A 24841-nucleotide genomic window follows, 5' to 3' on the forward strand; every position below is an offset into this window, starting at 1 on the left:
AGGAAAACAAACCCGTCTCAAGTCTAAGCGCAGTGCCTGGCTTTGTAACGCATCGTTGACGCCAGCTAACCGCATCAGACGAAACTCCCCGCTTCGTCTGCCGCACTGCATTCGTCACAGCGACTGCATCAGTGCATGGGTCGAGGGTGACTAAGCAGAAACCTTGCCAGCTCGGCAAAAACCCTGCATTTCAATCGCTTGGCCCCCGTTGCACGCGCTCGGGCAGAAAAGCTTTTGCCGATACGCACAACAACGGTGCGCCACCGTCCGTCCCCCTGCGCGAAAAGCGTGCATCCGTGCAACGGGATTGACTATAGACACTGCGTGATACACTGCCGGCCATTGTTTCCAGGACATTTCCCATGCTCGCGCCCAAAGACTTCCTCGACGCCCTGAGCGGCACCGCCTCCCGCCTGTTCAGCGGCGATACCTCGCTGCCGAAAGCCGAAATCGAAAGCCAGTTCAAAATGCTGCTGCAAAGTGCCTTCAGCAAACTCGATCTGGTCAGCCGGGAAGAGTTTGATAGTCAGATGGTGGTGTTGGCTCGCACGCGCGCCCGCCTCGAAAGCCTCGAAGCCAAAGTCGTCGAGATGGAAGCGAAACTGACACCGCCCGCGGAATAATTCGCGTCCCCTGTAGGAACTGCCGAAGGCTGCGATCTTTTGATCTTCAGCCCTTCAACCAACCCCGCAACGTCCTACAACCTTTATGACCGCCGTCCGATTGCGCCAAAAAGCCCAGGTTTCTAAGCTCATCTGATGCTGAATGTTCAGCAGCGGGTTTGGCGACCCGGGCAGGGCCATGGTGGAAAAGGGCTTCGCGGATGCTGCAATCGCTATAAGCCCGCATGCCGGAGCTGGGCCCTGCGCAAATCGTAAGTCGATTGGAGATTCATCCAGAACTCAGGCGTAGTGTTGAGATGAGTGGCAAGGCTGATTGCCAGATCGGCGCAGATCCTGAGCTGGCATTTCACAAGCTTTTCGATCTCACTTTCGGGCCAGTTCGTGGGCATGGCCAGATCCCATGACAATCATGCCCAACGGCTCCATGAACTCCTTATTCAGAACCTCGCCCGGATGAATCGGGCGCATACCATTGCGGTTCATTTTTCGCCTCCAGAGGCTGCGTTGAGTGACCAAACTGGAGCATCCGACTCCGCGATACCAGACCGTCGAAACCTTTCGCCGGCGTCCTACATCTATTAGGGCATAGTCCTACAAACATCAGCGTCTGCGCCCAGTTACGCAGCCCTTACGCATGTCATTACATTGGCAAACGAAATACGCCCATCAAGATGGAGGTATCTGAAGGATAAGAAGAGGAAGGAAAAGCTATTGCAGATTGTTGATTTGCACCTCGAAGCACTCCGTTTGGCTGAAAATATGTCAGCCAACCAACGGCGATTTATTGAAGTTGCTGTTACATGTGGGCCAGCGCTTGAGCCAAGCGGCGCGCTGGCCGGTAGAAGCCCAATAAGATCGAATCAAGCATCCCGGCACGTGAGGTGTTTATGAAGCAGAAGAAGCAGAAAACCCAACCGGCACGGGTTTCCAAACCAGGTACCGGGGCACTCGGTTTGCCGGACAGAGTTTCAGCCAGCCAGCGGCATTTTCTGAAAGTAGCCGCGACCTATGGCAAGGAAATGGAGCCCGATGGTTGGCTCGCCGGTGGTGGAACCTGAGTACCGCAAAAATGACCGCCTGACAGGCGGTTTTTTTATGCCTGAGGATTAGTGCCTTCAGCAACATCCAGTGAAAGTTCGCCCTTAAAACTGTCCGACCAACGCTCTCTCCCCAGACTACCCTTCAAAAACCCGCAGGAAGCGGCTCCCCGATTCAGCTCAAGGAACGACCATGTCCCTCTCCATTGTCCACAGTCGCGCCCAGATTGGCGTGGAAGCCCCCGCTGTTACCGTCGAAGTTCATCTGGCCAACGGTCTTCCCTCGCTGACCATGGTCGGCCTGCCTGAAGCGGCGGTGAAGGAGAGCAAGGATCGGGTGCGCAGTGCGATCATCAATTCCGGGCTGCAATTTCCGGCGCGGCGGATCACCTTGAATCTGGCGCCGGCGGATCTGCCCAAGGATGGCGGGCGCTTCGATCTGGCGATTGCCTTGGGGATTTTGTCGGCCAGCGTGCAGGTGCCGTGTCTGACGCTGGACGAGGTGGAATGTCTGGGTGAATTGGCATTGTCCGGTGCCGTGCGACCAGTGCGTGGCGTGCTGCCGGCGGCACTGGCGGCGCGCAAGGCCGGGCGGGCGTTGGTGGTGCCTCGAGCGAATGCGGAAGAGGCGTGCCTGGCTTCGGGGCTGAAAGTGTTCGCAGTCGATCACTTGCTGGAAGCGGTGGCGCATTTCAATGGGCACACGCCGGTCGAGCCGTACACATCAGATGGCTTGATGCATGCCGCCAAACCCTATCCCGACCTCAACGAGGTGCAGGGGCAGACAGCCGCCAAACGCGCACTGCTGATTGCCGCAGCGGGGGCGCACAACTTGTTGTTCAGCGGGCCTCCGGGAACCGGCAAGACGCTGCTGGCCAGTCGTCTGCCAGGATTATTGCCGCCGCTATCCGAATGCGAAGCGCTGGAAGTGGCAGCGATTCAATCGGTCGCCAGCGGGGTACCCTTGACTCACTGGCCGCAGCGGCCGTTCAGGCAACCGCACCATTCGGCTTCAGGGCCGGCATTGGTCGGTGGCAGCTCGAAACCGCAACCCGGCGAAATCACCCTCGCCCATCACGGCGTGCTGTTTCTCGATGAGTTGCCGGAGTTTGATCGCAAGGTTCTGGAAGTCCTGCGCGAGCCGTTGGAGTCCGGGCATATCGTCATCGCCCGGGCCAAGGATCGCGTGCGTTTCCCCGCACGGTTTCAATTGGTGGCAGCGATGAATCCGTGTCCCTGTGGATATCTTGGCGAGCCCAGCGGCAAATGCTCGTGCACACCGGACATGGTCCAGCGCTATCGCAACAAGCTGTCAGGGCCGCTGCTGGATCGGATTGATCTGCACCTGACCGTGGCGCGGGAGGCAACCGCATTGAATCCGGCAGCCAAGCCAGGCGAAAACAGCGCCAGCGCTGCGGCGTTGGTGGCGGAAGCGCGGGAGCGCCAGCAGAAACGTCAGGGCTGTGCCAATGCGTTTCTCGATCTGCCGGGGCTCAAGCGTCACTGCAAGTTATCCACAGCCGATGAAAAATGGCTGGAAGCGGCCTGCGAGCGATTGATCCTGTCACTGCGCTCGGCGCATCGCCTGCTCAAGGTCGCGCGCACGCTTGCGGATCTTGAACAGGCCGATGCGATTACCCGCGAGCATCTGGCCGAGGCACTGCAATACCGGCCGGCGACACCTTAATGCTCAGTCAGATCAACCAGCGGTGCCTGACGCACTTCAGTGTCGCGCCCGGCCTGAATTTCGGTCACGCGCTTGAGGGCCTTGTCCACCGCCCCTTTGTCGGCCAGCAGGCTGTAGCTGATCTGGAACTGTTTATGTTCTTTTGGGGCAATGGTCGGCACCAGATTCAACGGCCGCTGATAGCGACGGTTGTAGGAAAAACTGGTTCCCGGCTCCAGCCCGGTGACGTAGCCCTGCCCTTGGGTGTCGGTGTTTTTCCACAGCGAAAACACTGGCAACTGCTGAGTGTTGAAGCCAACGGATACGCCGAGGCTACCGGCCTTGTTGTGCAGCACGGTGAGGGTGTCACCCTTGGCGTCCGCATACGGCACGACGTTGTAGACAGTTTCGTCGTAGTCCTTGGTTGGCCCGCGATAGGTCTGCCAGTCGGGCAGATCACCCTTGGCCTTCTCGTTGAACGGCGACACCTGCTTCACCGGCGCAGCGAATTTTGCCCCTTGCTCAAGAAACGGCGTGCTGAAGTTGCTGTGATACAGCGCCTGATATTCCTTCGCATAGTCGCCGTTGTTGGTCAGGGTGTCGTTGAGGGCGAAGCTGGCGGTTCCCGGTTCGGTGACCAGTTCGGTCGCTACCGAGAAATCGACTTTCTTGAATGCCTGCTCTTTCAGCTCGCCACGCAGCGTGATGGCATACGGCGGCTTCTCGTCGATGTGCAAAGTGACGGTGCTGGCCGGGATGTTGGCGGCGCGACCGTGCAAGGTCAGCAATTCGCCGTTGTCCATGCCGGGATGGCCAACCCACTCGTAACCGCAACGGGTGACCAGTTCATTGAAACCTTCGAGCCAGCCCAGGCCACCGCGACCGTTGAGTTCGATGAACGCCGGGTTGACCACGTCCTTGACCGGCGAATCCCAGCCCATCCGCACGTCGCCCACCGAAGCCTGCAACACATTCATGCCACGGGTCGGCACGACCGACAGCTTCATCGTGCCGTTATCGATATCGACAATGCTGACGCCCTCCTGACGACCGCCATGCAGGGTACGCAGGGTCACGGAAAACGGTTTGGCGGTTTTTACGCCGAGTTGCTCACTGGTGATCGTCCAGTTTTTTGCCGGAGTGCTGGCGTCGAGCAGGACATAGTCCCAAGCCATGGCATGAGAAGCGGCAGAGAATGCGCCGAGGGCGACGAGGAGTTTGAGCGGGGTCATGGCAGCAGCCTTTATTGGAGTTGTGCCATTTTTATAGCGCTGCGGAAACGTTTCAGCAAGTGCAAAGAAGCGGTGGGAGAAAAGCATTCGCGAGCAGGCTCGCCCCCACAGGGACATCGGGCCTTCACAATATTTGTGAATTACGCCGACTACTGTGGGAGCGTGCCTGCTCGCGATAGCTGTTTCAAAGATGCATCAACGGAAGCGGTCAACCTCGGAACGCAGATCCGCCGCCAGCTTCTCCAACTCTTTAGCGGTGACAGCCAGGTTCGACACCACCTCACGCTGCTCGCTGTTGGCCAAGGCGATGCTCTGCAAATTGCTGCTCAGCAACGTAGCAGTGCTGCTCTGCTCCTGAGTGGCGGTGGTGATCGCGGCGAACTGCTGGCCTGCCGAACGGCTCTGCTCGTCGATCCGCGCCAGCGCCGAGGCGACATTGGCGTTGCGCGACAGGCCTTCCTGCATCAGCACATTGCCCTGTTCCATGGTGCTGATCGCGTTGCCGGTTTCCTGCTGAATGCTGTGGATCATGCTGGAGATTTCATCGGTCGCCTGACGGGTACGCGAGGCGAGGCTGCGCACTTCGTCCGCGACCACGGCAAAACCGCGCCCTTGTTCACCGGCACGCGCGGCCTCGATGGCAGCGTTAAGTGCCAACAGGTTGGTCTGCTCGGCGATCGAAGTGATCACGCCGACAATCCCGCCGATTTCCTGAGAGCGCTGCCCCAGCGTGTTGATCACGCTGGCGGTGCTGTTCAGCGCGCCAGCGATCTGCTCCAGCGACGACGACGCCTCTTCCATCGAGCTGCGGCCGATCTGGGTCTGCTGAGCGTTTTCCTGCGCCAGGCGCTGGGTCGCGCCCATGTTGTCGGCGATGTTCAACGACGTCGCGCTGAACTCTTCCACGGCGCCGGCCATGCTGGTGATTTCGCCCGACTGTTGCTCCATGCCTTCGTAAGCACCACCGGACAAACCGGACAGCGCCTGCGCACGGCTGTTGACCTCTTCCGAAGCGCGGCGGATGTGCTCGACCATGGTCGACAGCGCCTGGCTCATCTGGTTGAACGCGCGGGACAGCTGACCGATTTCATCGTGGCTCGATACGTTCAGCCGCACACTCAGATCACCCGCGCCCAAGGCTTCGGCCTGACGCACCAGATCGCCCAGCGGTGCGAGTTTGCTGCGCAGCAGCCAGACCACGGAACCGACCGCGAGCAACATCGCCAGCAGGCTGCCAATCGCCAGTTGCGTACCGACACTCCAGGTCACCGCGCGGATCTCGGCTTTCGGCATGCTCGCCACCACCGACCACGGGCCACCTTCGAACGGCACGGCGATGCTGTAGAAGTCCTCGCCCTTGTCGCTCCAGAACTCACCCTTGCCCGGGGTTTTCACCAGGTTGTTGATGGTCGGGGCGGCTTGATCCAGGTTTTCGACGCCGGCAATCGGCACCAGCCATTTGTTCTGCTCGTCGAGCAGCGCCAGCGAGCCGGTCTTGCCAATGCGGAAGCGCTTGAGATTGGCGAACTGCGCGTTCTGCGCATCGGTGTAGTCGAAGCCGACGTACAGCACGGCGATGATCTTGCCGCCCGCATCGCGCACCGGGGTGTACTGCGACATGTAGTAGCGCTCGAACAGCAACGAGCGGCCGACATAACTCTGCCCCGCCATCAACTTCGCGTACGCCGGGTTGGCATGATCGAGCACGGTGCCGATGGCACGGGTGCCGTCCTGCTTGCTGACGTTGGTGCTGACGCGGATGAAGTCTTCGCCGCTGCGCACGAATACCGTGGCCACACCAGCGGTCATCTGCTTGAACTCGTCGACTTCCTTGAAGTTGTTGTTCAGCACCTCGTTGCCCAGATGCAGGCCCGGAGTCTGCACGCCGGCCACGGTCACTGGCTGATCGGGGTGCACACTCAAACCACTGCCGAAGCGCTTTTCGAACAGCCCGCTCAGGCGCAGGGTGCTTTCACGCAGCGTACCGTGGAAGGTACTCAGCTGATCGGCCAGCAGCCGGGCCTCACTGGCCAGATGCTCTTCACGGGTGGCGAGGTTGGCGGAATCCAGCGAACGCAAGGCGAACACCGTACTGCCGCTGATGACTATCGCCAGTATCACAGCAAGGGCAAGGCCCAGCTGCGAGGCGATCCGAGCACGAGGTTGAGACATGAACAGCTCCTGGCCGAGCCACCGAATCCTCCTTGATCGCGGTAATTGCCCGGAAAATATTCTAATAATGGGGATAGCGCGGAACCGGCACGACGGTTCCACATGCTCGTAGTCGGCGGAAAATCCGAATACTTGAGCGGATTGCGTGGGTATGGCGCAGTAGTGGCATTGTGCCGGCTCGAACGTTTCAGCTCAAGCGCTCTACCGCCGGCAATTGCATGGCGCGGACTTCGCCTTGGAGAAAATCGCTGAGACGGCGCAAACGTTCACCTCCCGGACGCGGTTTCGGCCACACCAGGTAATAATTCAGGCCACTGGCGACGGCGGTCGGCCATGGCAGGCTCAAGCGCCCTTGCGCGACATCTTCGGCGACCATCAACAGATCACCCATCGAAACGCCGTAGCCGCGCGCCGCGGCGATCATGCCCAGCTCCAGCGTATCGAACACTTGTCCGCCCTTGAGCGAGACCTGATCGGACAGGCCCATGCGCTCCAGCCAACTGCGCCAATCGCGGCGATCCGGGGTCGGGTGCAGCAGTTCAGCAGCCGCCAGACGCGCTACGTCCCAAGGTTGGTCATTGAGCAGGTTCGGCGCGCCGACCGGAATCAATTCCTCGGGAAACAGCAGGCTCGCTTCCCAGTCCGGTGGGAAATGCCCGTCACTGAGCAACACCGCGCAATCGAACGGTTCATTGTTGAAGTCCACCGAATCGATATCCATCCATGCGCTGGTCAGTTGCACCTCATTGCCCGGCTGCAAATGGCGGAAGCGACTCAACCGCGCCAGCAGCCAACGCATGGTCAGGGTCGATGGCGCTTTCATGCGCAGGATGTCGTCCTCGGCGCGCAAGGTATTGCAGGCGCGCTCAAGGGCGGCGAAGCCTTCGCGGATACCGGGTAACAGCAGCCGCGCCGATTCGGTCAGTTGCAGGTTGCGCCCGCTGCGATGAAACAGCCGGCAGGCGAAGTGTTCTTCAAGAGTGCGCATGTGCCGACTGACCGCGCTCTGGGTGATCGACAGTTCTTCCGCCGCGCGGGTGAACGAGCTGTGTCGCGCTGCCGCTTCGAATGCGCGCAGGGCATACAACGGCGGAAGGCGTCGGGACATACACAAAGCTCCAATAGCGGGGATACAGCCAATTCGGCAGGACGATTCAGGATGAGTATTAATCATGCCACCCATCCTTTTTATCCCTTTGTGCAAAGCCTGCCAACCGCCGAGAATCGACGCTCTTCTGTTCCCTCTGAAATTTGGGTGGTGATGACCATGCAGCATCCTGTGCGTACCGAACTCTGGGCCATTCTGCGGCTGGCGGGGCCGCTGATTGCTTCGCAGTTGGCGCACATGCTGATGGTGCTCACCGACACCCTGATGATGGCGCGCCTCAGCCCCGAAGCGCTGGCCGGTGGCGGCCTCGGTGCCGCGAGCTACTCGTTCGTGTCGATTTTCTGCATCGGCGTGATTGCAGCGGTCGGCACACTGGTGGCAATCCGTCAGGGTGCCGGCGACATCATCGGTGCCGCGCGCCTGACCCAGGCCGGACTGTGGCTGGCCTGGCTGATGGCCCTCGGCGCCGGGCTGTTGTTGTGGAACCTCAAACCGGTGTTGCTGCTGTTCGGCCAAACCGAAACCAACGTCAACGCCGCCGGGCAATTTCTCATCGCCCTGCCCTTCGCCCTGCCCGGTTACCTGAGCTTCATGGCCCTGCGCGGTTTTACCAGTGCGATTGGCCGGGCGACGCCAGTGATGGTCATCAGCCTCGCCGGTACGGTGGCCAACTTCCTGCTCAACTCCGCGCTGATCACCGGCATGTTCGGCCTGCCGCAGTTGGGTCTGACCGGCATCGGTCTGGTCACGGCGATTGTCGCCAACTGCATGGCACTGGCGCTGGCCTGGCATATCCGCCGGCATCCGGCGTATGACGCTTATCCGTTGCGCGCCGGCCTGTCGCGGCCGAACCGGCAATACCTCAAGGAGCTCTGGCGCCTGGGCCTGCCGATCGGTGGCACCTATGCGGTAGAGGTCGGGTTGTTCGCTTTCGCTGCGCTGTGCATGGGCACCATGGGCAGCACGCAAATGGGTGCGCATCAGATCGCCCTGCAGATCGTGTCGGTGGCCTTCATGGTCCCGGCCGGGATGTCTTACGCCATCACCATGCGCGTCGGCCAACACTATGGCGCCGGGCAACTGGTCGATGCGCGCATGTCCGGGCGTGTCGGCATCACTTTCGGTGCCGTGGTGATGCTCGGCTTTGCCCTGGTGTTCTGGCTGTGGCCGAACCAGTTGGTCGGCCTGTTCCTTGACCACAACGATCCGGCGTTTGCCGAGGTGATCCGTCTGGCGGTGAGCCTGTTGGCAGTAGCGGCGTGGTTCGAGCTATTCGACGGCACGCAGACGATTGCCATGGGCTGTATTCGCGGGCTCAAGGATGCCAAGACTACGTTTCTCGTGGGGCTCGCTTGCTATTGGCTGATCGGCGCGCCAGCGGCGTGGTGGATGGCGTTCCATCTCAATTGGGGGCCGACGGGTGTCTGGTGGGGTCTGGCGTTGGGCCTGGCCTGCGCGGCGGTGAGCCTGACGCTGGCGTTTGAATGGAAGATGCAGCGGATGATTCGGCGCGAGCCAGTTGCAGAGAGGTTCGAGGCCATCGGCGCGGATTAAGATCAAAAGATCGCAGCCTTCGGCGGCTCCTACAAGGGAACACATTCCAAGGTAGGAGCTGCCGAAGGCTGCGATCTTTTAAATGGCTTCCACCGAAGCCTGCTGACTGGCTCCAAAGGTCAGATATTCCACCAACTCATCCAGCGGCAGCGGTCGGCTGATCAGGTAACCCTGCACCTGATCGCAGCCGAACCCGCGCAGCAACTCCAGTTGCTCCGGCGTCTCGACGCCCTCGGCGACCACTTCCAGGTGCAGGTTGTGCGCAAGGTTGATCATCGCGTGCACCAGTTTGCGGTTCTCTTCGCGCTGTTCCATGCCGCCGACAAAACTCTTGTCGATCTTCAGCAAGGTGATCGGCAGGCTGTTGAGGTGCACGAACGAGGAAAACCCGGTGCCGAAATCGTCCAGCGAGAAGCGCACGCCGAGGCGGCCGAGGGCGTCCATGGTCTGCTTGACCAGATCGCTGCGCCGCATTACCGCGGTTTCGGTCAGTTCGAATTCCAACCACTGCGCCTCCACCCCACGTTCGGCAATCAGGCGGCTGAGTGTCGGCAGCAACTGGCTGTCCTGGAACTGGCGGAACGACAGATTGATCGCCATGTGCAGCGCCGGCAGCCCCTGCTCGCGCAACGCCTGCATATCGCGCAAGGCGCGGGAAATGACCCAGTAGCCCAACGGCACGATGAGACCGCTCTGCTCGGCCAGCGGCACAAATTCACTCGGTGGCAGCAGACCGCGCTCACCGTGGCGCCAGCGCACCAGCGCTTCGAGGCCGACAATCTGGCCGTCCTCAAGATTCAGGCGTGGCTGGTAATGCAGTTCCAGCTCATCGCGGCGCAACGCCCGGCGCAGTTCACTTTCGAGGTCGGCCATGCTCCGCGCGTTGCGGTTGATGCGTTCGTTGAAGATATGAAAAGTGCAGCCCTGTGTGCTCTTGGCCTGCTGCATGGCGATGTGCGCGTGCCACATCAGTGGATCGGCACCGCCGTTGGCACGGGCATGGGCGATGCCAAGGCTGGAGCCGATCAGCAGGCTCTCGCCGTCGACCCAATAAGGTTCGGCCAACGCCTCAGTGATGCGTTCGGCCATCCACTCGGCGCGTTGCGGCGCGCGGCGGGTATCGATCAGCAGAGCGAATTCATCGCTGCCCAGCCGTGCCAGTTGATCGCCGGCCTCCAGCTGACTTTTCAGCCGCGCGACGACCTGCAGAATCAGACGATCCCCGGCCTGATGCCCGAGGGCGTCGTTGGCATGGCGAAAATTGTCGAGATCGAGATGGCCGAGGGCGAGACCGCGACCGTCGCCTTCGGCAAGGCGCGCCGTGAGCAGAGTCTGGAAGCCCTGACGGTTGGCGATACCGGTCAGCGGGTCCTGTTCGGCGAGGCGCTGAAGAGTGTTTTCCAGCACGCCGCGCTCGCGCACATGGCGCAGGCAACGCTGGAGCATGCCGGCGTCGAGGGCGTCGAACACCAGCCAGTCGCTGACACCGACCGGCGCGGTGGCCGGCTCGTGCTCCAGCAGCAGAACGGTCGGCAGGCTGCAGCGCCCGGGCGCCGGTTGCAACGCTGGCAGGGTCAGCAGTACCGCGTGGCGGTTGTCCTCGAACAGGCGGCTGACCGAATCCCAGTTCGGCGCGCTGATCAGCACCGCCGCGCTCCCCATCGGAGCCAGACACTCACGCAACAACGCTGTCCACGCTGGCTCTTCGGCCAGTAGCAGCAAACGCAAGGGTTCGACAGGCGTAGACAAGCTGACTCCCTAGACTCTGCAATGATGTAGGCGGGGCATTATGCCGGTGTGCTGAACAATGACCAATGCGTTGTCTGATGACAACGACCTCTAAACGTTATTTTGTGTCACGAATGAGAACATTAGCCGCAAAATCCCCGCGTATCCTGCGTGAAAGTAACAAAAGCGGCAAATCTGAATCGCGTGCTGCGTCACAAGTCGGACAGAGCAGCAGAAATCGCTGAGCCTGTTAAAATGCCGGCCCATTTCGTCAACGACTCCCGAATTTTCGTATGTCCCGACTCAATCCCCGGCAGCAAGAAGCCGTGAACTACGTCGGCGGCCCTCTATTGGTGCTCGCCGGTGCTGGCTCCGGCAAGACCAGCGTGATCACGCGCAAGATCGCGCACCTGATCCAGAACTGCGGCATCCGCGCCCAGTACATCGTCGCCATGACCTTTACCAACAAGGCCGCGCGCGAGATGAAAGAGCGGGTCGGTACCCTGTTGCGTGCCGGCGAAGGGCGTGGCCTGACCGTCTGCACCTTCCACAACCTGGGCCTGAACATCATCCGCAAGGAGCATGCGCGGCTGGGCTACAAACCCGGTTTCTCGATCTTCGACGAGACCGACGTCAAAGCCCTGATGACCGACATCATGCAGAAGGAATACGCGGGCGATGATGGCGTCGACGAGATCAAGAACATGATCGGCGCCTGGAAAAACGACCTGATCCTGCCCGCCCAGGCCCTGGAAAACGCGCGCAACCCCAAGGAACAGACCGCTGCCATCGTCTACACCCACTATCAGCGCACGCTCAAGGCGTTCAACGCGGTGGACTTCGATGACCTGATCCTGCTGCCGGTAAAGCTCTTCGAAGAACACGCCGACATTCTCGAAAAATGGCAGAACAAGGTCCGTTACCTGCTCGTCGACGAATACCAGGACACCAACGCCAGCCAGTATCTGTTGGTGAAGATGCTCATCGGCAAGCGCAACCAGTTCACCGTGGTCGGCGACGACGACCAGTCGATCTACGCCTGGCGTGGCGCGCGCCCGGAAAACCTGATGCTGCTCAAGGACGACTATCCGTCCTTGAAAGTGGTCATGCTCGAGCAGAACTACCGCTCCACCAGCCGCATCCTGCGCTGCGCCAACGTGCTGATCTCGAATAACCCGCACGAATTCGAAAAACAGTTGTGGAGCGAGATGGGCCACGGCGACGAGATCCGCGTGATTCGCTGCCGCAACGAGGACGCCGAAGCCGAGCGCGTGGCCATGGAAATCCTCAGCCTGCACTTGCGCACCGACCGCCCGTACAGCGATTTTGCGATTCTCTATCGCGGTAACTACCAGGCCAAGCTGATCGAATTGAAGCTGCAACACCATCAGGTGCCGTATCGCCTGAGCGGCGGCAACAGCTTCTTCGGTCGCCAGGAAGTGAAGGACCTGATGGCCTACTTCCGCCTGATCGTCAACCCGGATGACGACAACGCCTTCCTGCGCGTGATCAACGTGCCGCGTCGCGAGATCGGCTCGACCACCCTGGAAAAGCTCGGCAACTACGCCACCGAGCGCAAGATCTCGATGTACGCCGCCACCGACGAAATCGGTCTTGGCGAACATCTCGACAGCCGCTTCACCGATCGTCTGGCGCGCTTCAAGCGCTTCATGGACAAGGTCCGCGAGCAGTGCGCCGGCGAAGATCCGATCTCGGCGCTGCGCAGCATGGTCATGGACATCGACTACGAGAACTGGCTGCGTACCAACAGCTCCAGCGACAAGGCGGCGGACTACCGCATGGGCAACGTCTGGTTCCTGATCGAGGCGTTGAAAAACACCCTCGAGAAAGACGAAGACGGCGAAATGACCGTCGAGGACGCCATTGGCAAACTGGTGCTGCGCGACATGCTCGAGCGCCAGCAGGAAGAAGAGGACGGCGCCGAAGGTGTGCAAATGATGACGCTGCACGCCTCCAAAGGGCTGGAATTTCCCTACGTGTTCATCATGGGCATGGAAGAGGAAATCCTCCCGCACCGCTCCAGCATCGAAGCCGACACCATCGAAGAAGAACGCCGCCTGGCCTACGTGGGCATCACCCGCGCCCGCCAGACCCTGGCATTCACCTTCGCCGCCAAGCGCAAGCAGTACGGCGAGATCATCGACTGCGCGCCGAGCCGCTTCCTCGATGAACTGCCGCCGGACGATCTGGCCTGGGAAGGCAACGACGACACCCCGACTGAAGTCAAAGCCGTGCGTGGCAATAGCGCATTGGCTGACATACGCGCGATGTTAAAGCGCTAGAATCGACTACTTTTTAATCTACCTTCGGCGCCCATCGCGCCAACAGAGGAAGCTGTTGTGGAAGCACTGCACAAAAAAATCCGCGAAGAAGGCATCGTGCTTTCCGATCAGGTCCTGAAAGTCGACGCTTTCCTGAACCACCAGATCGACCCGGCCCTGATGAAGCTGATCGGTGACGAATTCGCCGCGCTGTTCAAGGATTCGGGAATCACCAAGATCGTCACCATCGAAGCTTCGGGCATCGCCCCGGCGATCATGACCGGTCTGAACCTCGGCGTGCCGGTGATCTTCGCCCGCAAGCAACAGTCGCTGACCCTGACTGAAAACCTGCTCTCGGCGACCGTCTACTCGTTCACCAAGAAGACCGAAAGCACCGTGGCCATCTCCCCGCGCCACCTGACCAGCAGCGACCGCGTGCTGATCATCGACGACTTCCTGGCCAACGGTAAGGCCTCGCAAGCGCTGATCTCGATCATCAAACAGGCCGGCGCCACCGTTGCCGGTCTGGGCATCGTCATCGAAAAGTCGTTCCAGGGCGGCCGCGCCGAACTGGACTCGCAGGGCTACCGCGTTGAATCCCTGGCCCGCGTGCAATCGCTGAAGGATGGCGTCGTCACCTTCATCGAGTAACCAGCGGCACCGAGTTACCCCTGTGGGAGCGAGCCTGCTCGCGAATGCATTGTGTCAGTCACCCTGTTGAGTGAATGACACAATGCATTCGCGAGCAGGCTCGCTCCCACAGTGGGTTCTGGGGGTGGTCAGTTACTGTGCGGTAGCTTTCAGGCCTGTGAGCAGCAGGCGTTGGAAAAGGTCCTCCTTCAGGCCCTCCGGATTCGTCAGTTGCATCCGCTCAAGATGTTCCGGGAACACTGAGGCCTCCGGCGCATCCAGCGCTGCCTTGCCCAATTCCAGAATCTCCGTCAGCTTGAACTTGCTCTTCAGCCAGTTCAGCGCCCGCAGCAGATCCCGTTCGATGGCGGTGAAATCACAGCCCAGCGGATACTCCGGAAACAGGTTCGGATGCCGTGCGGCAATCGCCTGCAAACGTTGCGGTGTGTTGTCGGCAAATCGTGGATCGAGACGGAAGTCCTTCGGCAGCTTGCCGACTGTCTGCGCCTGTTCGATCAACCCCGGCTGAAACCGCGAGTCGCTGATATTGAGCAACGCTTCGATCACCGCCGCGTCGGGTTTGCCGCGCAGATCAGCGATGCCGTACTCGGTGACGACGATGTCGCGCAGGTGCCGCGGGATCGTGCAGTGGCCGTAGTCCCAGACGATATTGGAGCTGACTTCGCCGCCGGACTCGCGCCAGCTGCGCAGGATCAACATCGATCGCGCGCCCTCCAGCGCGTGGCCCTGAGCAACAAAGTTGTACTGGCCGCCTACCCCGCTGAGCACGCGTCCGTCCGCCAATTGATCAGCCACGCCGGCGCCGAGCAGTGTCATGGTGAACACGGTGTTGATGAAGCGCGCATCGATGCGCTGCAAGCGCTTGAGCTCTTCCTGGCCGTACAGTTCGTTGATGTAGCTGATGCGGGTCATGTTGAATTCCAGCAGCCTGCTTTGCGGCAACTCGCGCAGACGTTCATAAAAGCTGCGCGGGCCGAGGAAGAAGCCGCCGTGGACGCAGATACCGTCAGGCTGTGCCGCTTCATTGAGGGTGCCAGCGTTGGCCTGCTCCTGGGTCGGCACATCCGGATAGACCTTGCGCCGGATGATCCCGGCATCCGCCAAAACCAGCAGCCCGTTGACGAACATCTCGCTGCAACCGTAAAGGCCTTTGGCAAATGGCGTGGTGCCGCCCTCGCGCTGGATCAATTGCGCCCATTGACTGAGGTTGATGTCACCGAGCAACGCCTGATAACCGGCGTTATCGGCCTGACGGGCAAGTAGCGCAGCAGTCAACGCATCCCCCATCGAGCCGATACCAATTTGCAATGTGCCGCCATCGCGCACCAGCGTACTGGCGTGCAAGCCAATGAAATGATCCTGAAAGCCCACGGGCATGTTCGGCGTTGAAAACAGCGTGCTGCTGTCCTTCTCGTCGATCAGAAGATCAAACGTGTCGATGTCGACTTCCGCATCGCCGGGCATGTACGGCAGATCCGTATGCACCTGGCCGACCAGCACAATGGTCTCCCCCGCTTCGCGACGCTTGGCGATCATCGGCAACAGGTCGAGGGTGATGTCCGGGTTGCAGCTCAGGCTTAAGCGATCAGGGTGTTCGCTGCTGCTGGCGAGCAATTGCGCTACCAGATTGAGACCCGCTGCGTTGATGTCGCGGGCGGCATGGCTGTAATTGCTGCTGACGTAATCCTGCTGCGCCGGCGCGCTGTTGAGCAGACTACCGGGTTGCATGAAGAACTGCTGGATGCGGATGTTGGCGGGCAGGCTGTCGCGCTGCAGATCGGCGAGGAAATCGAACTCCGGATAATCACCAAACACGCGCTCGACAAAGGGCTCGATAAAGCGCTTCTGCAAGCCATCGCCCAGATTCGGCCGACCGAGGCACAGCGCGGTATAGATCGTCAGCTGCCGCTCGGGCAGGTCCTTGATGCGCCGGTACAGCGCGTTGACGAAATGATTCGGCTTGCCCAACCCCAGCGGCAGGCCCATGTGGATGTGAGCAGGCAAACGCGCCAGCACATCGTCCACCGCCTGTTCGATCGAACACAACTGCACCATCTGAAGCCTCCCGCCCGTTCCGTTGATAGGGGTAGACCGAGATTGCCTTGAGTTTGCTGCAAAGGACAGCATTTGGTTTGGAGGGATCAGGGCCTGAATGAATCGGAAACCAGAAACCACAGGCACAAAAAAACCGTCCGAAGACGGTTTTTTTCAAAGCCGGCGCTGATTACAGACCGGACATCTCTTTGATCGCACCCTTGAGCTCTTCATCGGAGCAATCGGCGCAGGTGCCTTTTGGCGGCATGGCGTTGATGCCGGTGATGGCCTTGGCAAGGATGCCATCCAGACCACCCTGGTGATCGGCCCGCTCCTTCCAGGCTGCGGTGTCACCGATCTTCGGCGCGCCAAGCAGGCCCGTACCGTGGCAAGCGTTACAGTGCTTAGCGATCACGTCTTTAGGGGCTTTCGCCCCGCCACCGCCGCCAGCCGTCGCGGCCACTTCCATACCCTTGCATTCCTGCCCTTGAACACACACCTGGCCGACGGGCTCGAGGCGTTTGGCGATGTCGTCATTTGTCGCAGCTTGAGCGCTGACAGCCCAGAGGGCCAGTACGGTTGCTGGTGCAGCCAGCATTTTCATAATTAGGTTCACGCGTTCACCCTCAATGGTGGCTATTCACGCCTGCGGCCACGGTTCGCAGGCGGGCGCAAGTATAGCGGGTAGGCCGCTGTACTGAAACAACCCCATGGTTAGAGGGGTCTTGTTGCCCATCGGTAAATCGGTTCGGGGGCCTTTGCCATATCGGCCTGGCGCCTTCTGCTTAAAAATTCGCCGGCGTGGCTGCGCTGATTAGTCGCGCCGGCACGTCGAACGGGTTACGGAAACGATGCGGCTTGGTACTTTCAAAATAGTAGCTGTCGCCGGCTTCGAGGATAAAAGTTTCCAGCCCTACCACCAGTTCGAGGCGGCCTTCCACCAGAATTCCGGTTTCCTCGCCCTCGTGGGTGAGCATTTCTTCGCCGGTGTCGGCGCCCGGCGGGTAGATTTCGTTGAGGAAGGCGATGGCGCGGCTCGGGTGGGCGCGGCCGACCAGTTTCATGGTCACGGCGCCGTCGGAGATGTCGATCAGCTCATTGGCCTTGTAGACGATCTGGGTCGGTTGGTCCTGCAGGATCTCTTCGGAAAAGAACTCGACCATCGACATGGGAATGCCGCCGAGCACCTTTCTCAGCGAACTGATCGAAGGGCTGACGCTGTTCTTTTCGATCATCGAAATGGTGCTGTTGGTGACGCCCGCGCGTTTGGCGAGTTCACGCTGGGAAAGCCCTTTGAGCTTGCGGATCGATTGCAGTCGTTCACCGACGTCCAAGGCGGGAGCCTCCTGATGTTGTAAGAATATTGAGCGTTATCATGGCGACAGCGTTCAGTATTTACAACAGCTGGCCCCCGCAGCGGCGTCAACCCTCGGAATAGAGCCTTGGCACCCGTTTCAGGTTGCAGAAGATCTGATACGGGATGGTATCGGCCCACTTTGCCACGTCGCTGGCGAGGATGTTCTTACCCCACAACTCGACGGTCGAGCCAAGCCCCGCTTCCGCTACGTCGGTCAGATCGATGCAGAGCATGTCCATCGACACGCGCCCCAGCAGGCGGCTGGGTTTGCCCGCCACCAGCACGGGTGTGCCGGTCGGCGCCTGACGCGGGTAACCGTCGGCGTAGCCCATGGCGACCACGCCGATGCGCATTGGCTTGTCGGTGATGAACCTGGCGCCATAGCCGATCGGTTCACCGGCCGGCAATTCACGCACGCTGATGACTTTCGATTCGAGGGTCATTACCGGTTGCAGGCGTTCAGCGACGGCGTTGGCTTCTTCGAACGGGGTCGCGCCGTAGAGGATGATGCCCGGACGTACCCAGTCGCTTTGGATTTCTGGCCATCCGAGCACCGCTGGCGAGTTGCGCAAGCTGACTTCCGCCGCCAGCCCCTGACGCGCCGCTTCGAACACCGCGACCTGCTCGGCACTGCTTTGCGCATGCAGTTCATCAGCGCGGGCGAAGTGGCTCATCAGCACGATTTTCGCCACTTTGCCGCTGGCCAGCAGACGCTGATAGGCCGCTGGGTAGTCTTTCGGATGCAGGCCGACGCGGTGCATGCCGGAATCGAGCTTGAGCCATACCGTGATCGGTTTGCTCAGGATTGCCTGCTCGATCGCTTCGAGCTGCCACAGCGAATGCACCACACACCAGAAATCATGCTCGACGATCAACGCCAGCTCGTCAGCTTCGAAGAAGCCTTCCAGCAGCAATACCGGCGCGCGAATCCCGGCGGAACGCAGCTCCAATGCTTCTTCAATGCAGGCCACCGCAAACCCGTCAGCCTCGGCTTCCAGCGCCTGGGCGCAACGTACCGCGCCATGGCCATAGGCGTCCGCCTTGATCACCGCGAGCGCCTTGGCGCCGGTGACTTCGCGGGCAATTCGGTAGTTGTGGCGCAGGGCTTGGAGGTCGATCAGGGCACGGGCAGGACGCATGGCGGCAGACTTCTGGGCGGTCATGGGAAGAAAAACCGGCGCTGACTGACGACGTGAACCGCCAACAGCACCGGGAGAGGGATCTGTAAAACGTTATGGCAGCGCGGCGACGATGGAGATCTCCACCAGAATGCTCGGCTTGGCCATCTTCGCTTCGACGGTGGCACGGGCCGGCGCGGCGCCTTTTGGCAGCCACTGATCCCACACCGCGTTCATTCCGGCGAAGTGCGCTTCGATGTCGTTCAGGTAGATCGTCGCCGACAACAGATGCTGCTTGTCCGTCCCGGCCAGATCGAGCAAGCGCTCGATGTTGGCTAGCACCTCGCGGGTCTGCTGTTCAATTCCGGCGTCAAAGTCGTCGCCGACCTGCCCGGCCAGATACACGGTGCCGTTGTGGCTGACGATCTGACTCATGCGCTCATTGGTGAGCTGGCGCTGGATTGACATGTTTTGCGGACTCCTGGGTCTGGTTGCCGTAACGGGAAATATCGAGGCCTTCGGCGCTGATCTGCGGCTTTTTCTTCGCCATCAGGTCGGCGAGCAAACGGCCGGAACCACAGGCCATGGTCCAGCCGAGCGTACCGTGACCGGTGTTGAGGAACAGATTCTTGAACGGCGTGGCGCCAACGATCGGCGTACCGTCCGGAGTGGTCGGGCGCAGGCCCGTCCAGAAACTCGCTTCGGCCAGATTGCCGCCCTGAGGATAAAGATCGTTGACGATCATCTCCAGGGTTTCGCGTCGACGTGGGTTCAGCGACAGGTCAAAACCGGCGATCTCGGCCATGCCGCCGACGCGGATGCGGTTGTCGAAACGGGTGATCGCGACCTTGTAGGTCTCGTCGAGAATGGTCGACGTCGGCGCCATGTCCGGGTTGGTGATCGGCACGGTCAGCGAGTAGCCCTTGAGCGGATACACCGGGGCCTTGATGCCCAACGGCTTGAGCAGTTGCGGCGAGTAGCTGCCCAGCGCCAGCACGTAGCGATCAGCGGTTTCCAGCTTGCCGTCAATCCACACGCCGTTGATGCGATCCCCGGCGTAGTCGAGTTTCTGGATGTCCTGGCCAAAACGAAATTCCACGCCGAGCTTGCGCGCCATTTCGGCAAGACGGGTGGTGAACATCTGGCAGTCGCCGGTCTGGTCATTGGGCAGACGCAGGGCGCCAGCGAGAATGTCAGTCACGCCTGCCAGCGCCGGTTCGACGCGGGCAATGCCGGCGCGGTCGAGGACTTCAAACGGCACACCGGATTCCTTCAGCACGGCGATGTCTTTGGCGGCGTTATCCAGCTGCGCCTGAGTGCGGAACAACTGCGTGGTGCCGAGGCTGCGGCCTTCGTAGGCGATACCGGTTTCGGCGCGCAATTCATCGAGGCAGTCACGGCTGTACTCGGACAGACGCACCATGCGCTCCTTGTTCACCGCGTAACGGCTGGCGGTGCAGTTGCGCAGCATTTGCGCCATCCACAGGTATTGGTCGATATCAGCGGTGGCCTTGATCGCCAGCGGCGCGTGGCGCTGCAGCAGCCACTTGATGGCCTTGAGCGGCACGCCCGGCGCGGCCCACGGCGAGGCGTAACCCGGCGAGACCTGGCCGGCATTGGCGAAACTGGTCTCCATGGCCGCAGCAGGCTGCCGGTCGACCACCACCACTTCAAACCCGGCACGGGCCAGATAGTAAGCACTGGCGGTACCGATGACGCCGCTACCCAAGACCATGACGCGCATTTTCAATCCCTCATCGCGGCTTTTCGCCGAACTGTTTGTTAGAGCAATGATGGGCGCAGTGTAAAAAAGAAATGCCAGTGCTTTTCACTATATAAGCGCCTATATTTGGCGACAATTCTCGGCAAAAACCCTTTTCACGGAGGCGCATCCCCTATGCGTACCAACACTCAGACCAAACGTGAGCTGGACAAGATCGACCGCAACATCTTGCGCATCCTGCAAGCGGACGGGCGGATTTCCTTCACCGAACTGGGGGAAAAGGTCGGCCTCTCGACCACGCCGTGCACCGAGCGTGTGCGGCGTCTGGAGCGCGAGGGGATCATCATGGGCTACAACGCCCGGCTCAATCCGCAGCATTTGAAGGGTAGCCTGCTGGTGTTCGTCGAGATCAGCCTCGACTACAAATCCGGCGACACATTCGAAGAATTCAGACGCGCGGTGCTGAAGCTGCCGCATGTGCTGGAGTGCCATTTGGTGTCAGGGGATTTCGACTATCTGGTGAAGGCGCGGATTTCCGAGATGGCGTCGTATCGCAAACTGCTCGGCGACATTCTGTTGAAGCTGCCGCATGTGCGTGAATCGAAGAGCTATATCGTCATGGAAGAGGTGAAAGAGAGCCTGTGCCTGCCGATTCCGGACTGATCACCGCAATGATCGTTCCCACGCTCTGCGTGGGAATGCAGCCCGGGACGCTCTGCGTCCCAAAGGCCGAACGCGGAGCGTCCGAAGAGGCATTCCCACGCAGAGCGTGGGAACGATCGCTTACACCAACACCTGCCGATTCGCCGCCATATACTCGAATATCTGCTTTTCCACCCGCGGATGAATCAGCTCCACCGGCCGCCGCTCGTTCGGGCATGGCAGCGTCTTGGTCGTACCAAACAAGCGGCAGATCAGCGGTCGCTCTTCATACACCGTGCAGCCATTCGGCCCCAGGTGCACACAGTTGAGTTTTTCCAGCGCGGCATCCTGCTCGGCGCGGGTCTTGCGCGGCAGCCGGGCCATTTCCTCGGGCGAAGTGGTCACCGGCCCGCAGCAGTCGTGGCAGCCCGGCACGCAGTCGAACGTGGGGATCTGCTGACGCAGGTTGCGGATTTTCTGGCTGTTGCAGCTCATCGAAACGTTGACCAAAGTGGCGGGCTGATGATTGTGCCGCAAAAGCCCGGATCCAGACACCGCAGGCCGACCGATGTTGCCCACGTTCGGGCGTGCGGCTTATGCTCCGTCAAATTTTCTCGACACTCAGCCGTTGGATGATGCCCATGACCGCCCGCGCCCAGACCACCGCGAGCCAACCCCACGTTGCCTCTTATTACGCCGCCAGCAGCCTGCCGCAGCCTGACCATCCCGTGCTGCAAGGCGAGGTGGTGGCGGATGTCTGCGTGGTCGGCGGCGGCTTTTCCGGGCTGAATACGGCGCTGGAACTCGCCGAACGCGGTTTCAGCGTAGTTTTGCTGGAAGCGCACCGGATCGGCTGGGGCGCCAGCGGTCGCAACGGCGGGCAGTTGATTCGCGGTGTCGGTCACGGCCTTGATCAGTTCGCCAATGTCATCGGTGCCGAAGGCGTGCGCGAGATGAAACTCATGGGCCTGGAAGCGGTGGAGATTGTCCGCCGGCGCGTCGAGCGTTTCGGCATTGCCTGCGACCTGACCTGGGGCTACTGCGACCTCGCCAACAAGCCTTCCGATCTCGACGGTTTTGCCGAAGATGCCGAAGAGTTGCGCGGCCTCGGTTACCGCTACGAAACCCGTCTATTGCAGGCCAGTGAAATGCACACCGTGGTCGGTTCCAAGCGCTATGTCGGCGGCTTGATCGACATGGGCTCCGGACATCTGCATCCGCTGAATCTGGCGCTGGGCGAAGCGGCAGCGGCGCAGCAACTGGGCGTGCAGCTGTTCGAGCGTTCGGCCGTGACGCGCATCGATTACGGCCCCGAAGTGAAGGTGCACACCGCGCAAGGCTCGGTGCGGGCGAAGACCCTGGTGCTGGGCTGCAATGCCTATCTCAATGACCTCAACCCGCAACTGAGCGGCAAGGTCCTGCCCGCCGGCAGCTACATCATCGCCACCGAACCGCTGAGCGAAGAGCAGGCGCACAACCTGCTGCCGCAGAACATGGCGGTCTGCGACCAGCGGGTGGCGCTGGATTACTACCGGCTCTCGGCGGATCGACGTTTGCTGTTCGGCGGCGCCTGTCATTACTCGGGACGCGATCCGAAAGACATCGGCGCCTATATGCAGCCGAAGATGCTTGAAGTGTTCCCGCAACTGGCCGGGGTGAAAATCGATTATCAGTGGGGCGGAATGATCGGCATCGGTGCCAACCGCTTGCCGCAGATTGGCCGGCTCGCCGAGCAGCCGAACGTGTATTACGCCCAGGCGTATTCCGGACATGGGGTGAATGCCACCCACCTGGCCGGCAAGCTGCTGGCCGAAGCAATCAGCGGGCGGCACAGCGGCGGCTTTGATCTGTTCGCCAAGGTGCCGCACATCACCTTCCCCGGCGGCAAGCATTTGCGCTCGCCGTTGTTGGCGTTGGGGATGTTGTGGCATCGGCTGAAAGAGTTGGTCTGACGAATCAGGATCGTTCCCACGCTCCGCGTGGGAATGCATCCAGTGACGCTCTGCTTCACAGCGGACGCAGAGCGTGCGGGGCGGCGTTCCCACGCAGAGCGTGGGAACGCTCTGTGGTATTCATATCCGCCAAAACGGCTTCAACCCCTCCTCCCTCGCCTGCTCCAGCGTCAACCCGACATCCCTGAGTTGCTCCGGTGTCAGGCCTAGCAACGCCTTGCGCGTGTGCAGACGATGCCAGAACAGCTCCCAGCGACTGAGGCCGGACGGCGCGTTACGCAGCAGATTGCGCGCGCTGTCCTTCTGCCCTGCCGCCAGTTCCTGACTGTGTAACGTCAGCCGCACATCGCTCAAGCCGTTCATTTTCGTTGCTCCTGTTTACTTGGGTAGCCAGAGATTCCATGATGCGCGGGCGAGCAAAACCATTACAGACCCAAAGAACCTGTATTAACTCCATACAGATTTGCCGATTCACCGACTGAATGACTGATTTTTGCCGCATCTGTACTGGTTTCCACCAAGACGCACCGAGGCCACCATGACTCTGTATGTAAATCTCGCCGAATTGCTCGGCACCCGCATCGAACAAGGCTTCTATCGTCCTGGCGATCGCTTGCCGTCGGTGCGCGCCTTGAGCGTCGAGCACGGAGTCAGTTTGAGCACGGTGCAGCAGGCCTATCGCGTGCTTGAAGACAGCGGCCTCGCCACGCCGAAACCCAAGTCTGGCTACTTTGTCCCAGTCGGCCGCGAGTTGCCGGAGCTGCCCGCAGTAGGCCGCCCCGCGCAACGGCCGGTAGAGATTTCGCAATGGGATCAGGTGCTGGAACTCATTCGCGCGGTACCGCGCAAGGACGTCGTGCAATTGGGCCGTGGCATGCCCGATGTCGGCTCGCCGACCATGAAGCCGCTGCTGCGCGGACTGGCGCGAATCAGCCGGCGGCAGGACATGCCCGGTCTGTATTACGACAACATCCACGGCAACCTCGAACTGCGCGAACAGATCGCACGGCTGATGCTCGATTCCGGCTGCCAGTTGAGCGCCAGCGATCTGGTGATCACCACTGGCTGCCACGAAGCGCTGTCCACCAGCATCCACGCGATCTGCGAGCCGGGTGACATCGTCGCGGTGGACTCGCCGAGCTTCCACGGCGCCATGCAAACCCTCAAAGGCCTGGGCATGAAAGCCTTGGAAATCCCCACCGACCCGCTCACCGGCATCAGCCTCGACGCCTTGGAACTGGCCTTGGAACAGTGGCCGATCAAGGCCATTCAGCTCACCCCCAACTGCAACAACCCCCTCGGCTACGTCATGCCCGAGTCGCGCAAACGCGCCTTGCTGACCCTGGCCCAGCGTTTCGACGTGGCGATCATTGAAGACGATGTGTATGGCGAACTGGCCTACACCTATCCGCGCCCGCGCACGATCAAATCCTTCGACGAAGACGGCCGCGTGTTGCTCTGCAGCTCGTTCTCCAAGACCCTGGCGCCGGGGCTGCGCATCGGCTGGGTGGCGCCGGGCCGATATCTGGAGCGAGTGCTGCACATGAAATACATCAGCACCGGCTCCACCGCGCCACAACCGCAGATCGCCATCGCCGAATTCATCAAGGCCGGCCATTTCGAGCCGCACTTGCGGCGTATGCGCATGCAGTACCAACGCAATCGTGACGCGATGATCGACTGGGTGACGCGCTATTTCCCGGCCGGCACCCGCGCCAGTCGCCCGCAGGGCAGCTTCATGCTCTGGGTGGAACTGCCGGAAGGTTTCGACACGCTGAAACTGAATCGCGCGCTGCACGATCAGGGCGTACAGATTGCTGTCGGCAGCATCTTTTCCGCCTCGGGCAAGTACCGCAATTGTCTGCGGATGAACTACGCTGCCAAACCAACAGCGCAGATCGAAGAAGCGGTGCGCAAAGTCGGCGCTGCGGCAATCAAACTACTCGCTGAGACCGACTGACC

General features: G+C 60.9%; 21 protein-coding genes. 9 read left to right on the forward strand and 12 right to left on the reverse strand.

From position 1 onward, the window contains the following. Positions 1 to 362 precede the first annotated feature (362 nt). From J5M66_RS01905 to J5M66_RS01920, 3 genes are all read left to right on the forward strand, one after another. Entirely contained in the window at positions 363 to 623 is a 261-nt protein-coding gene (locus tag J5M66_RS01905) for an accessory factor UbiK family protein (RefSeq protein WP_207807566.1), read from the forward strand. A gap of 887 nt (positions 624 to 1510) precedes the next feature. Continuing rightward, positions 1511 to 1681 (forward strand): hypothetical protein, encoded by a 171-nt coding sequence (locus tag J5M66_RS01915; protein ID WP_185015296.1) that lies wholly within the window; start codon positions 1511 to 1513, stop codon positions 1679 to 1681. A gap of 172 nt (positions 1682 to 1853) precedes the next feature. Further along, positions 1854 to 3347: a YifB family Mg chelatase-like AAA ATPase gene (locus J5M66_RS01920; RefSeq protein ID WP_016772579.1), complete on the forward strand. Its 1494-nt coding sequence runs from the start codon at positions 1854 to 1856 to the stop codon at positions 3345 to 3347. On the opposite strand, the gene J5M66_RS01925 is transcribed toward J5M66_RS01920, so the two are convergent. From J5M66_RS01925 to J5M66_RS01935, 3 genes are all read right to left on the reverse strand, one after another. Continuing rightward, entirely contained in the window at positions 3344 to 4558 is a 1215-nt protein-coding gene (locus tag J5M66_RS01925) for an aldose 1-epimerase family protein (protein WP_122612288.1), read from the reverse strand. The genes J5M66_RS01920 and J5M66_RS01925 overlap by 4 nt on opposite strands. Positions 4559 to 4753: 195 nt before the next feature. Then, complete coding sequence (locus tag J5M66_RS01930) at positions 4754 to 6730, reverse strand: methyl-accepting chemotaxis protein (RefSeq protein WP_016772578.1); 1977 nt, start codon at positions 6728 to 6730, stop codon at positions 4754 to 4756. Positions 6731 to 6917: 187 nt separating this feature from the next. Further along, complete coding sequence (locus J5M66_RS01935) at positions 6918 to 7838, reverse strand: LysR substrate-binding domain-containing protein (RefSeq protein ID WP_016772577.1); 921 nt, start codon at positions 7836 to 7838, stop codon at positions 6918 to 6920. Between the two features lie 159 nt (positions 7839 to 7997). On the opposite strand from J5M66_RS01935, the gene J5M66_RS01940 reads away from it, so the two are divergent. Continuing rightward, positions 7998 to 9392 (forward strand): NorM family multidrug efflux MATE transporter, encoded by a 1395-nt coding sequence (locus J5M66_RS01940; RefSeq protein ID WP_160768019.1) that lies wholly within the window; start codon positions 7998 to 8000, stop codon positions 9390 to 9392. Between the two features lie 78 nt (positions 9393 to 9470). Here J5M66_RS01940 and J5M66_RS01945 read toward each other — a convergent pair whose 3' ends face one another. Further along, entirely contained in the window at positions 9471 to 11141 is a 1671-nt protein-coding gene (locus J5M66_RS01945; RefSeq protein WP_073470929.1) for a bifunctional diguanylate cyclase/phosphodiesterase, read from the reverse strand. 272 nt (positions 11142 to 11413) lie between these two features. Between J5M66_RS01945 and rep the strand changes: the two genes are divergently transcribed. Beyond that, positions 11414 to 13423: a DNA helicase Rep gene (rep, locus tag J5M66_RS01950; RefSeq protein WP_016772574.1), complete on the forward strand. Its 2010-nt coding sequence runs from the start codon at positions 11414 to 11416 to the stop codon at positions 13421 to 13423. A 57-nt stretch (positions 13424 to 13480) separates the two neighbouring features. After that, positions 13481 to 14053 (forward strand): xanthine phosphoribosyltransferase, encoded by a 573-nt coding sequence (locus J5M66_RS01955; protein ID WP_016772573.1) that lies wholly within the window; start codon positions 13481 to 13483, stop codon positions 14051 to 14053. Between the two features lie 132 nt (positions 14054 to 14185). On the opposite strand, the gene J5M66_RS01960 is transcribed toward J5M66_RS01955, so the two are convergent. The 6 genes from J5M66_RS01960 to dadA all read right to left on the reverse strand — a co-directional run bounded on the left by J5M66_RS01960 (position 14186) and on the right by dadA (position 20306). Further along, entirely contained in the window at positions 14186 to 16108 is a 1923-nt protein-coding gene (locus J5M66_RS01960; protein WP_207807567.1) for an acetyl-CoA hydrolase/transferase C-terminal domain-containing protein, read from the reverse strand. Positions 16109 to 16277: 169 nt separating this feature from the next. Then, positions 16278 to 16691: a c-type cytochrome gene (locus J5M66_RS01965; protein WP_125925557.1), complete on the reverse strand. Its 414-nt coding sequence runs from the start codon at positions 16689 to 16691 to the stop codon at positions 16278 to 16280. A gap of 181 nt (positions 16692 to 16872) precedes the next feature. Then, complete coding sequence (locus J5M66_RS01970; RefSeq protein ID WP_016772566.1) at positions 16873 to 17421, reverse strand: cupin domain-containing protein; 549 nt, start codon at positions 17419 to 17421, stop codon at positions 16873 to 16875. An 88-nt stretch (positions 17422 to 17509) separates the two neighbouring features. Continuing rightward, positions 17510 to 18583 (reverse strand): alanine racemase, encoded by a 1074-nt coding sequence (gene alr, locus J5M66_RS01975; RefSeq protein ID WP_207807661.1) that lies wholly within the window; start codon positions 18581 to 18583, stop codon positions 17510 to 17512. Positions 18584 to 18676: 93 nt separating this feature from the next. Then, positions 18677 to 19030: a RidA family protein gene (locus J5M66_RS01980; RefSeq protein ID WP_041476645.1), complete on the reverse strand. Its 354-nt coding sequence runs from the start codon at positions 19028 to 19030 to the stop codon at positions 18677 to 18679. Continuing rightward, entirely contained in the window at positions 19002 to 20306 is a 1305-nt protein-coding gene (dadA, locus tag J5M66_RS01985) for a D-amino acid dehydrogenase (RefSeq protein ID WP_122506211.1), read from the reverse strand. Before dadA ends, J5M66_RS01980 begins: the two co-directional genes overlap by 29 nt. Before the next feature lie 153 nt (positions 20307 to 20459). Between dadA and J5M66_RS01990 the strand changes: the two genes are divergently transcribed. Then, complete coding sequence (locus J5M66_RS01990) at positions 20460 to 20948, forward strand: Lrp/AsnC ligand binding domain-containing protein (RefSeq protein WP_010465173.1); 489 nt, start codon at positions 20460 to 20462, stop codon at positions 20946 to 20948. A gap of 120 nt (positions 20949 to 21068) precedes the next feature. Here J5M66_RS01990 and J5M66_RS01995 read toward each other — a convergent pair whose 3' ends face one another. Next, positions 21069 to 21422, reverse strand: a complete 354-nt coding sequence (locus tag J5M66_RS01995) for a YkgJ family cysteine cluster protein (protein WP_038861187.1) — start codon at positions 21420 to 21422, stop codon at positions 21069 to 21071. A gap of 146 nt (positions 21423 to 21568) precedes the next feature. Between J5M66_RS01995 and J5M66_RS02000 the strand changes: the two genes are divergently transcribed. Beyond that, on the forward strand, positions 21569 to 22879 hold the full coding sequence (locus J5M66_RS02000) for an FAD-binding oxidoreductase (RefSeq protein ID WP_206421385.1): 1311 nt from the start codon (positions 21569 to 21571) through the stop codon (positions 22877 to 22879). Between the two features lie 120 nt (positions 22880 to 22999). Here the strand turns inward: J5M66_RS02000 and J5M66_RS02005 are convergent, their stop codons facing one another. Continuing rightward, positions 23000 to 23242, reverse strand: a complete 243-nt coding sequence (locus J5M66_RS02005; RefSeq protein ID WP_122705564.1) for a DUF1127 domain-containing protein — start codon at positions 23240 to 23242, stop codon at positions 23000 to 23002. A 175-nt stretch (positions 23243 to 23417) separates the two neighbouring features. On the opposite strand from J5M66_RS02005, the gene J5M66_RS02010 reads away from it, so the two are divergent. Continuing rightward, positions 23418 to 24839 carry a PLP-dependent aminotransferase family protein gene (locus tag J5M66_RS02010; RefSeq protein WP_041476641.1) on the forward strand — a complete coding sequence of 474 codons (1422 nt, stop codon included), beginning with the start codon at positions 23418 to 23420 and terminating at the stop codon, positions 24837 to 24839. Positions 24840 to 24841 lie beyond the last annotated feature (2 nt).

This window comes from Pseudomonas sp. 67(2021), assembly GCF_017491835.1.
GTDB lineage: Bacteria > Pseudomonadota > Gammaproteobacteria > Pseudomonadales > Pseudomonadaceae > Aquipseudomonas > Aquipseudomonas atacamensis.

Bases quoted from the DNA above. Each gene is read 5' to 3' on its own strand.
- J5M66_RS01990 (WP_010465173.1), top strand. From the start codon at position 20,460: ATGCGTACCAACACTCAGACCAAACGTGAGCTGGACAAGATCGACCGC.
- J5M66_RS01915 (WP_185015296.1), top strand. From the start codon at position 1,511: ATGAAGCAGAAGAAGCAGAAAACCCAACCGGCACGGGTTTCCAAACCA.
- dadA (WP_122506211.1), bottom strand. From the start codon at position 20,306: ATGCGCGTCATGGTCTTGGGTAGCGGCGTCATCGGTACCGCCAGTGCT.
- alr (WP_207807661.1), bottom strand. From the start codon at position 18,583: ATGCGTCCTGCCCGTGCCCTGATCGACCTCCAAGCCCTGCGCCACAAC.
- J5M66_RS02000 (WP_206421385.1), top strand. From the start codon at position 21,569: ATGACCGCCCGCGCCCAGACCACCGCGAGCCAACCCCACGTTGCCTCT.
- J5M66_RS01905 (WP_207807566.1), top strand. From the start codon at position 363: ATGCTCGCGCCCAAAGACTTCCTCGACGCCCTGAGCGGCACCGCCTCC.
- J5M66_RS02005 (WP_122705564.1), bottom strand. From the start codon at position 23,242: ATGAACGGCTTGAGCGATGTGCGGCTGACGTTACACAGTCAGGAACTG.
- J5M66_RS01995 (WP_038861187.1), bottom strand. From the start codon at position 21,422: ATGAGCTGCAACAGCCAGAAAATCCGCAACCTGCGTCAGCAGATCCCC.
- J5M66_RS01980 (WP_041476645.1), bottom strand. From the start codon at position 19,030: ATGTCAATCCAGCGCCAGCTCACCAATGAGCGCATGAGTCAGATCGTC.
- J5M66_RS01930 (WP_016772578.1), bottom strand. From the start codon at position 6,730: ATGTCTCAACCTCGTGCTCGGATCGCCTCGCAGCTGGGCCTTGCCCTT.
- J5M66_RS01960 (WP_207807567.1), bottom strand. From the start codon at position 16,108: ATGGTGCAGTTGTGTTCGATCGAACAGGCGGTGGACGATGTGCTGGCG.
- J5M66_RS01920 (WP_016772579.1), top strand. From the start codon at position 1,854: ATGTCCCTCTCCATTGTCCACAGTCGCGCCCAGATTGGCGTGGAAGCC.
- J5M66_RS01940 (WP_160768019.1), top strand. From the start codon at position 7,998: ATGCAGCATCCTGTGCGTACCGAACTCTGGGCCATTCTGCGGCTGGCG.
- J5M66_RS01965 (WP_125925557.1), bottom strand. From the start codon at position 16,691: ATGAAAATGCTGGCTGCACCAGCAACCGTACTGGCCCTCTGGGCTGTC.
- J5M66_RS01935 (WP_016772577.1), bottom strand. From the start codon at position 7,838: ATGTCCCGACGCCTTCCGCCGTTGTATGCCCTGCGCGCATTCGAAGCG.
- rep (WP_016772574.1), top strand. From the start codon at position 11,414: ATGTCCCGACTCAATCCCCGGCAGCAAGAAGCCGTGAACTACGTCGGC.
- J5M66_RS01925 (WP_122612288.1), bottom strand. From the start codon at position 4,558: ATGACCCCGCTCAAACTCCTCGTCGCCCTCGGCGCATTCTCTGCCGCT.
- J5M66_RS02010 (WP_041476641.1), top strand. From the start codon at position 23,418: ATGACTCTGTATGTAAATCTCGCCGAATTGCTCGGCACCCGCATCGAA.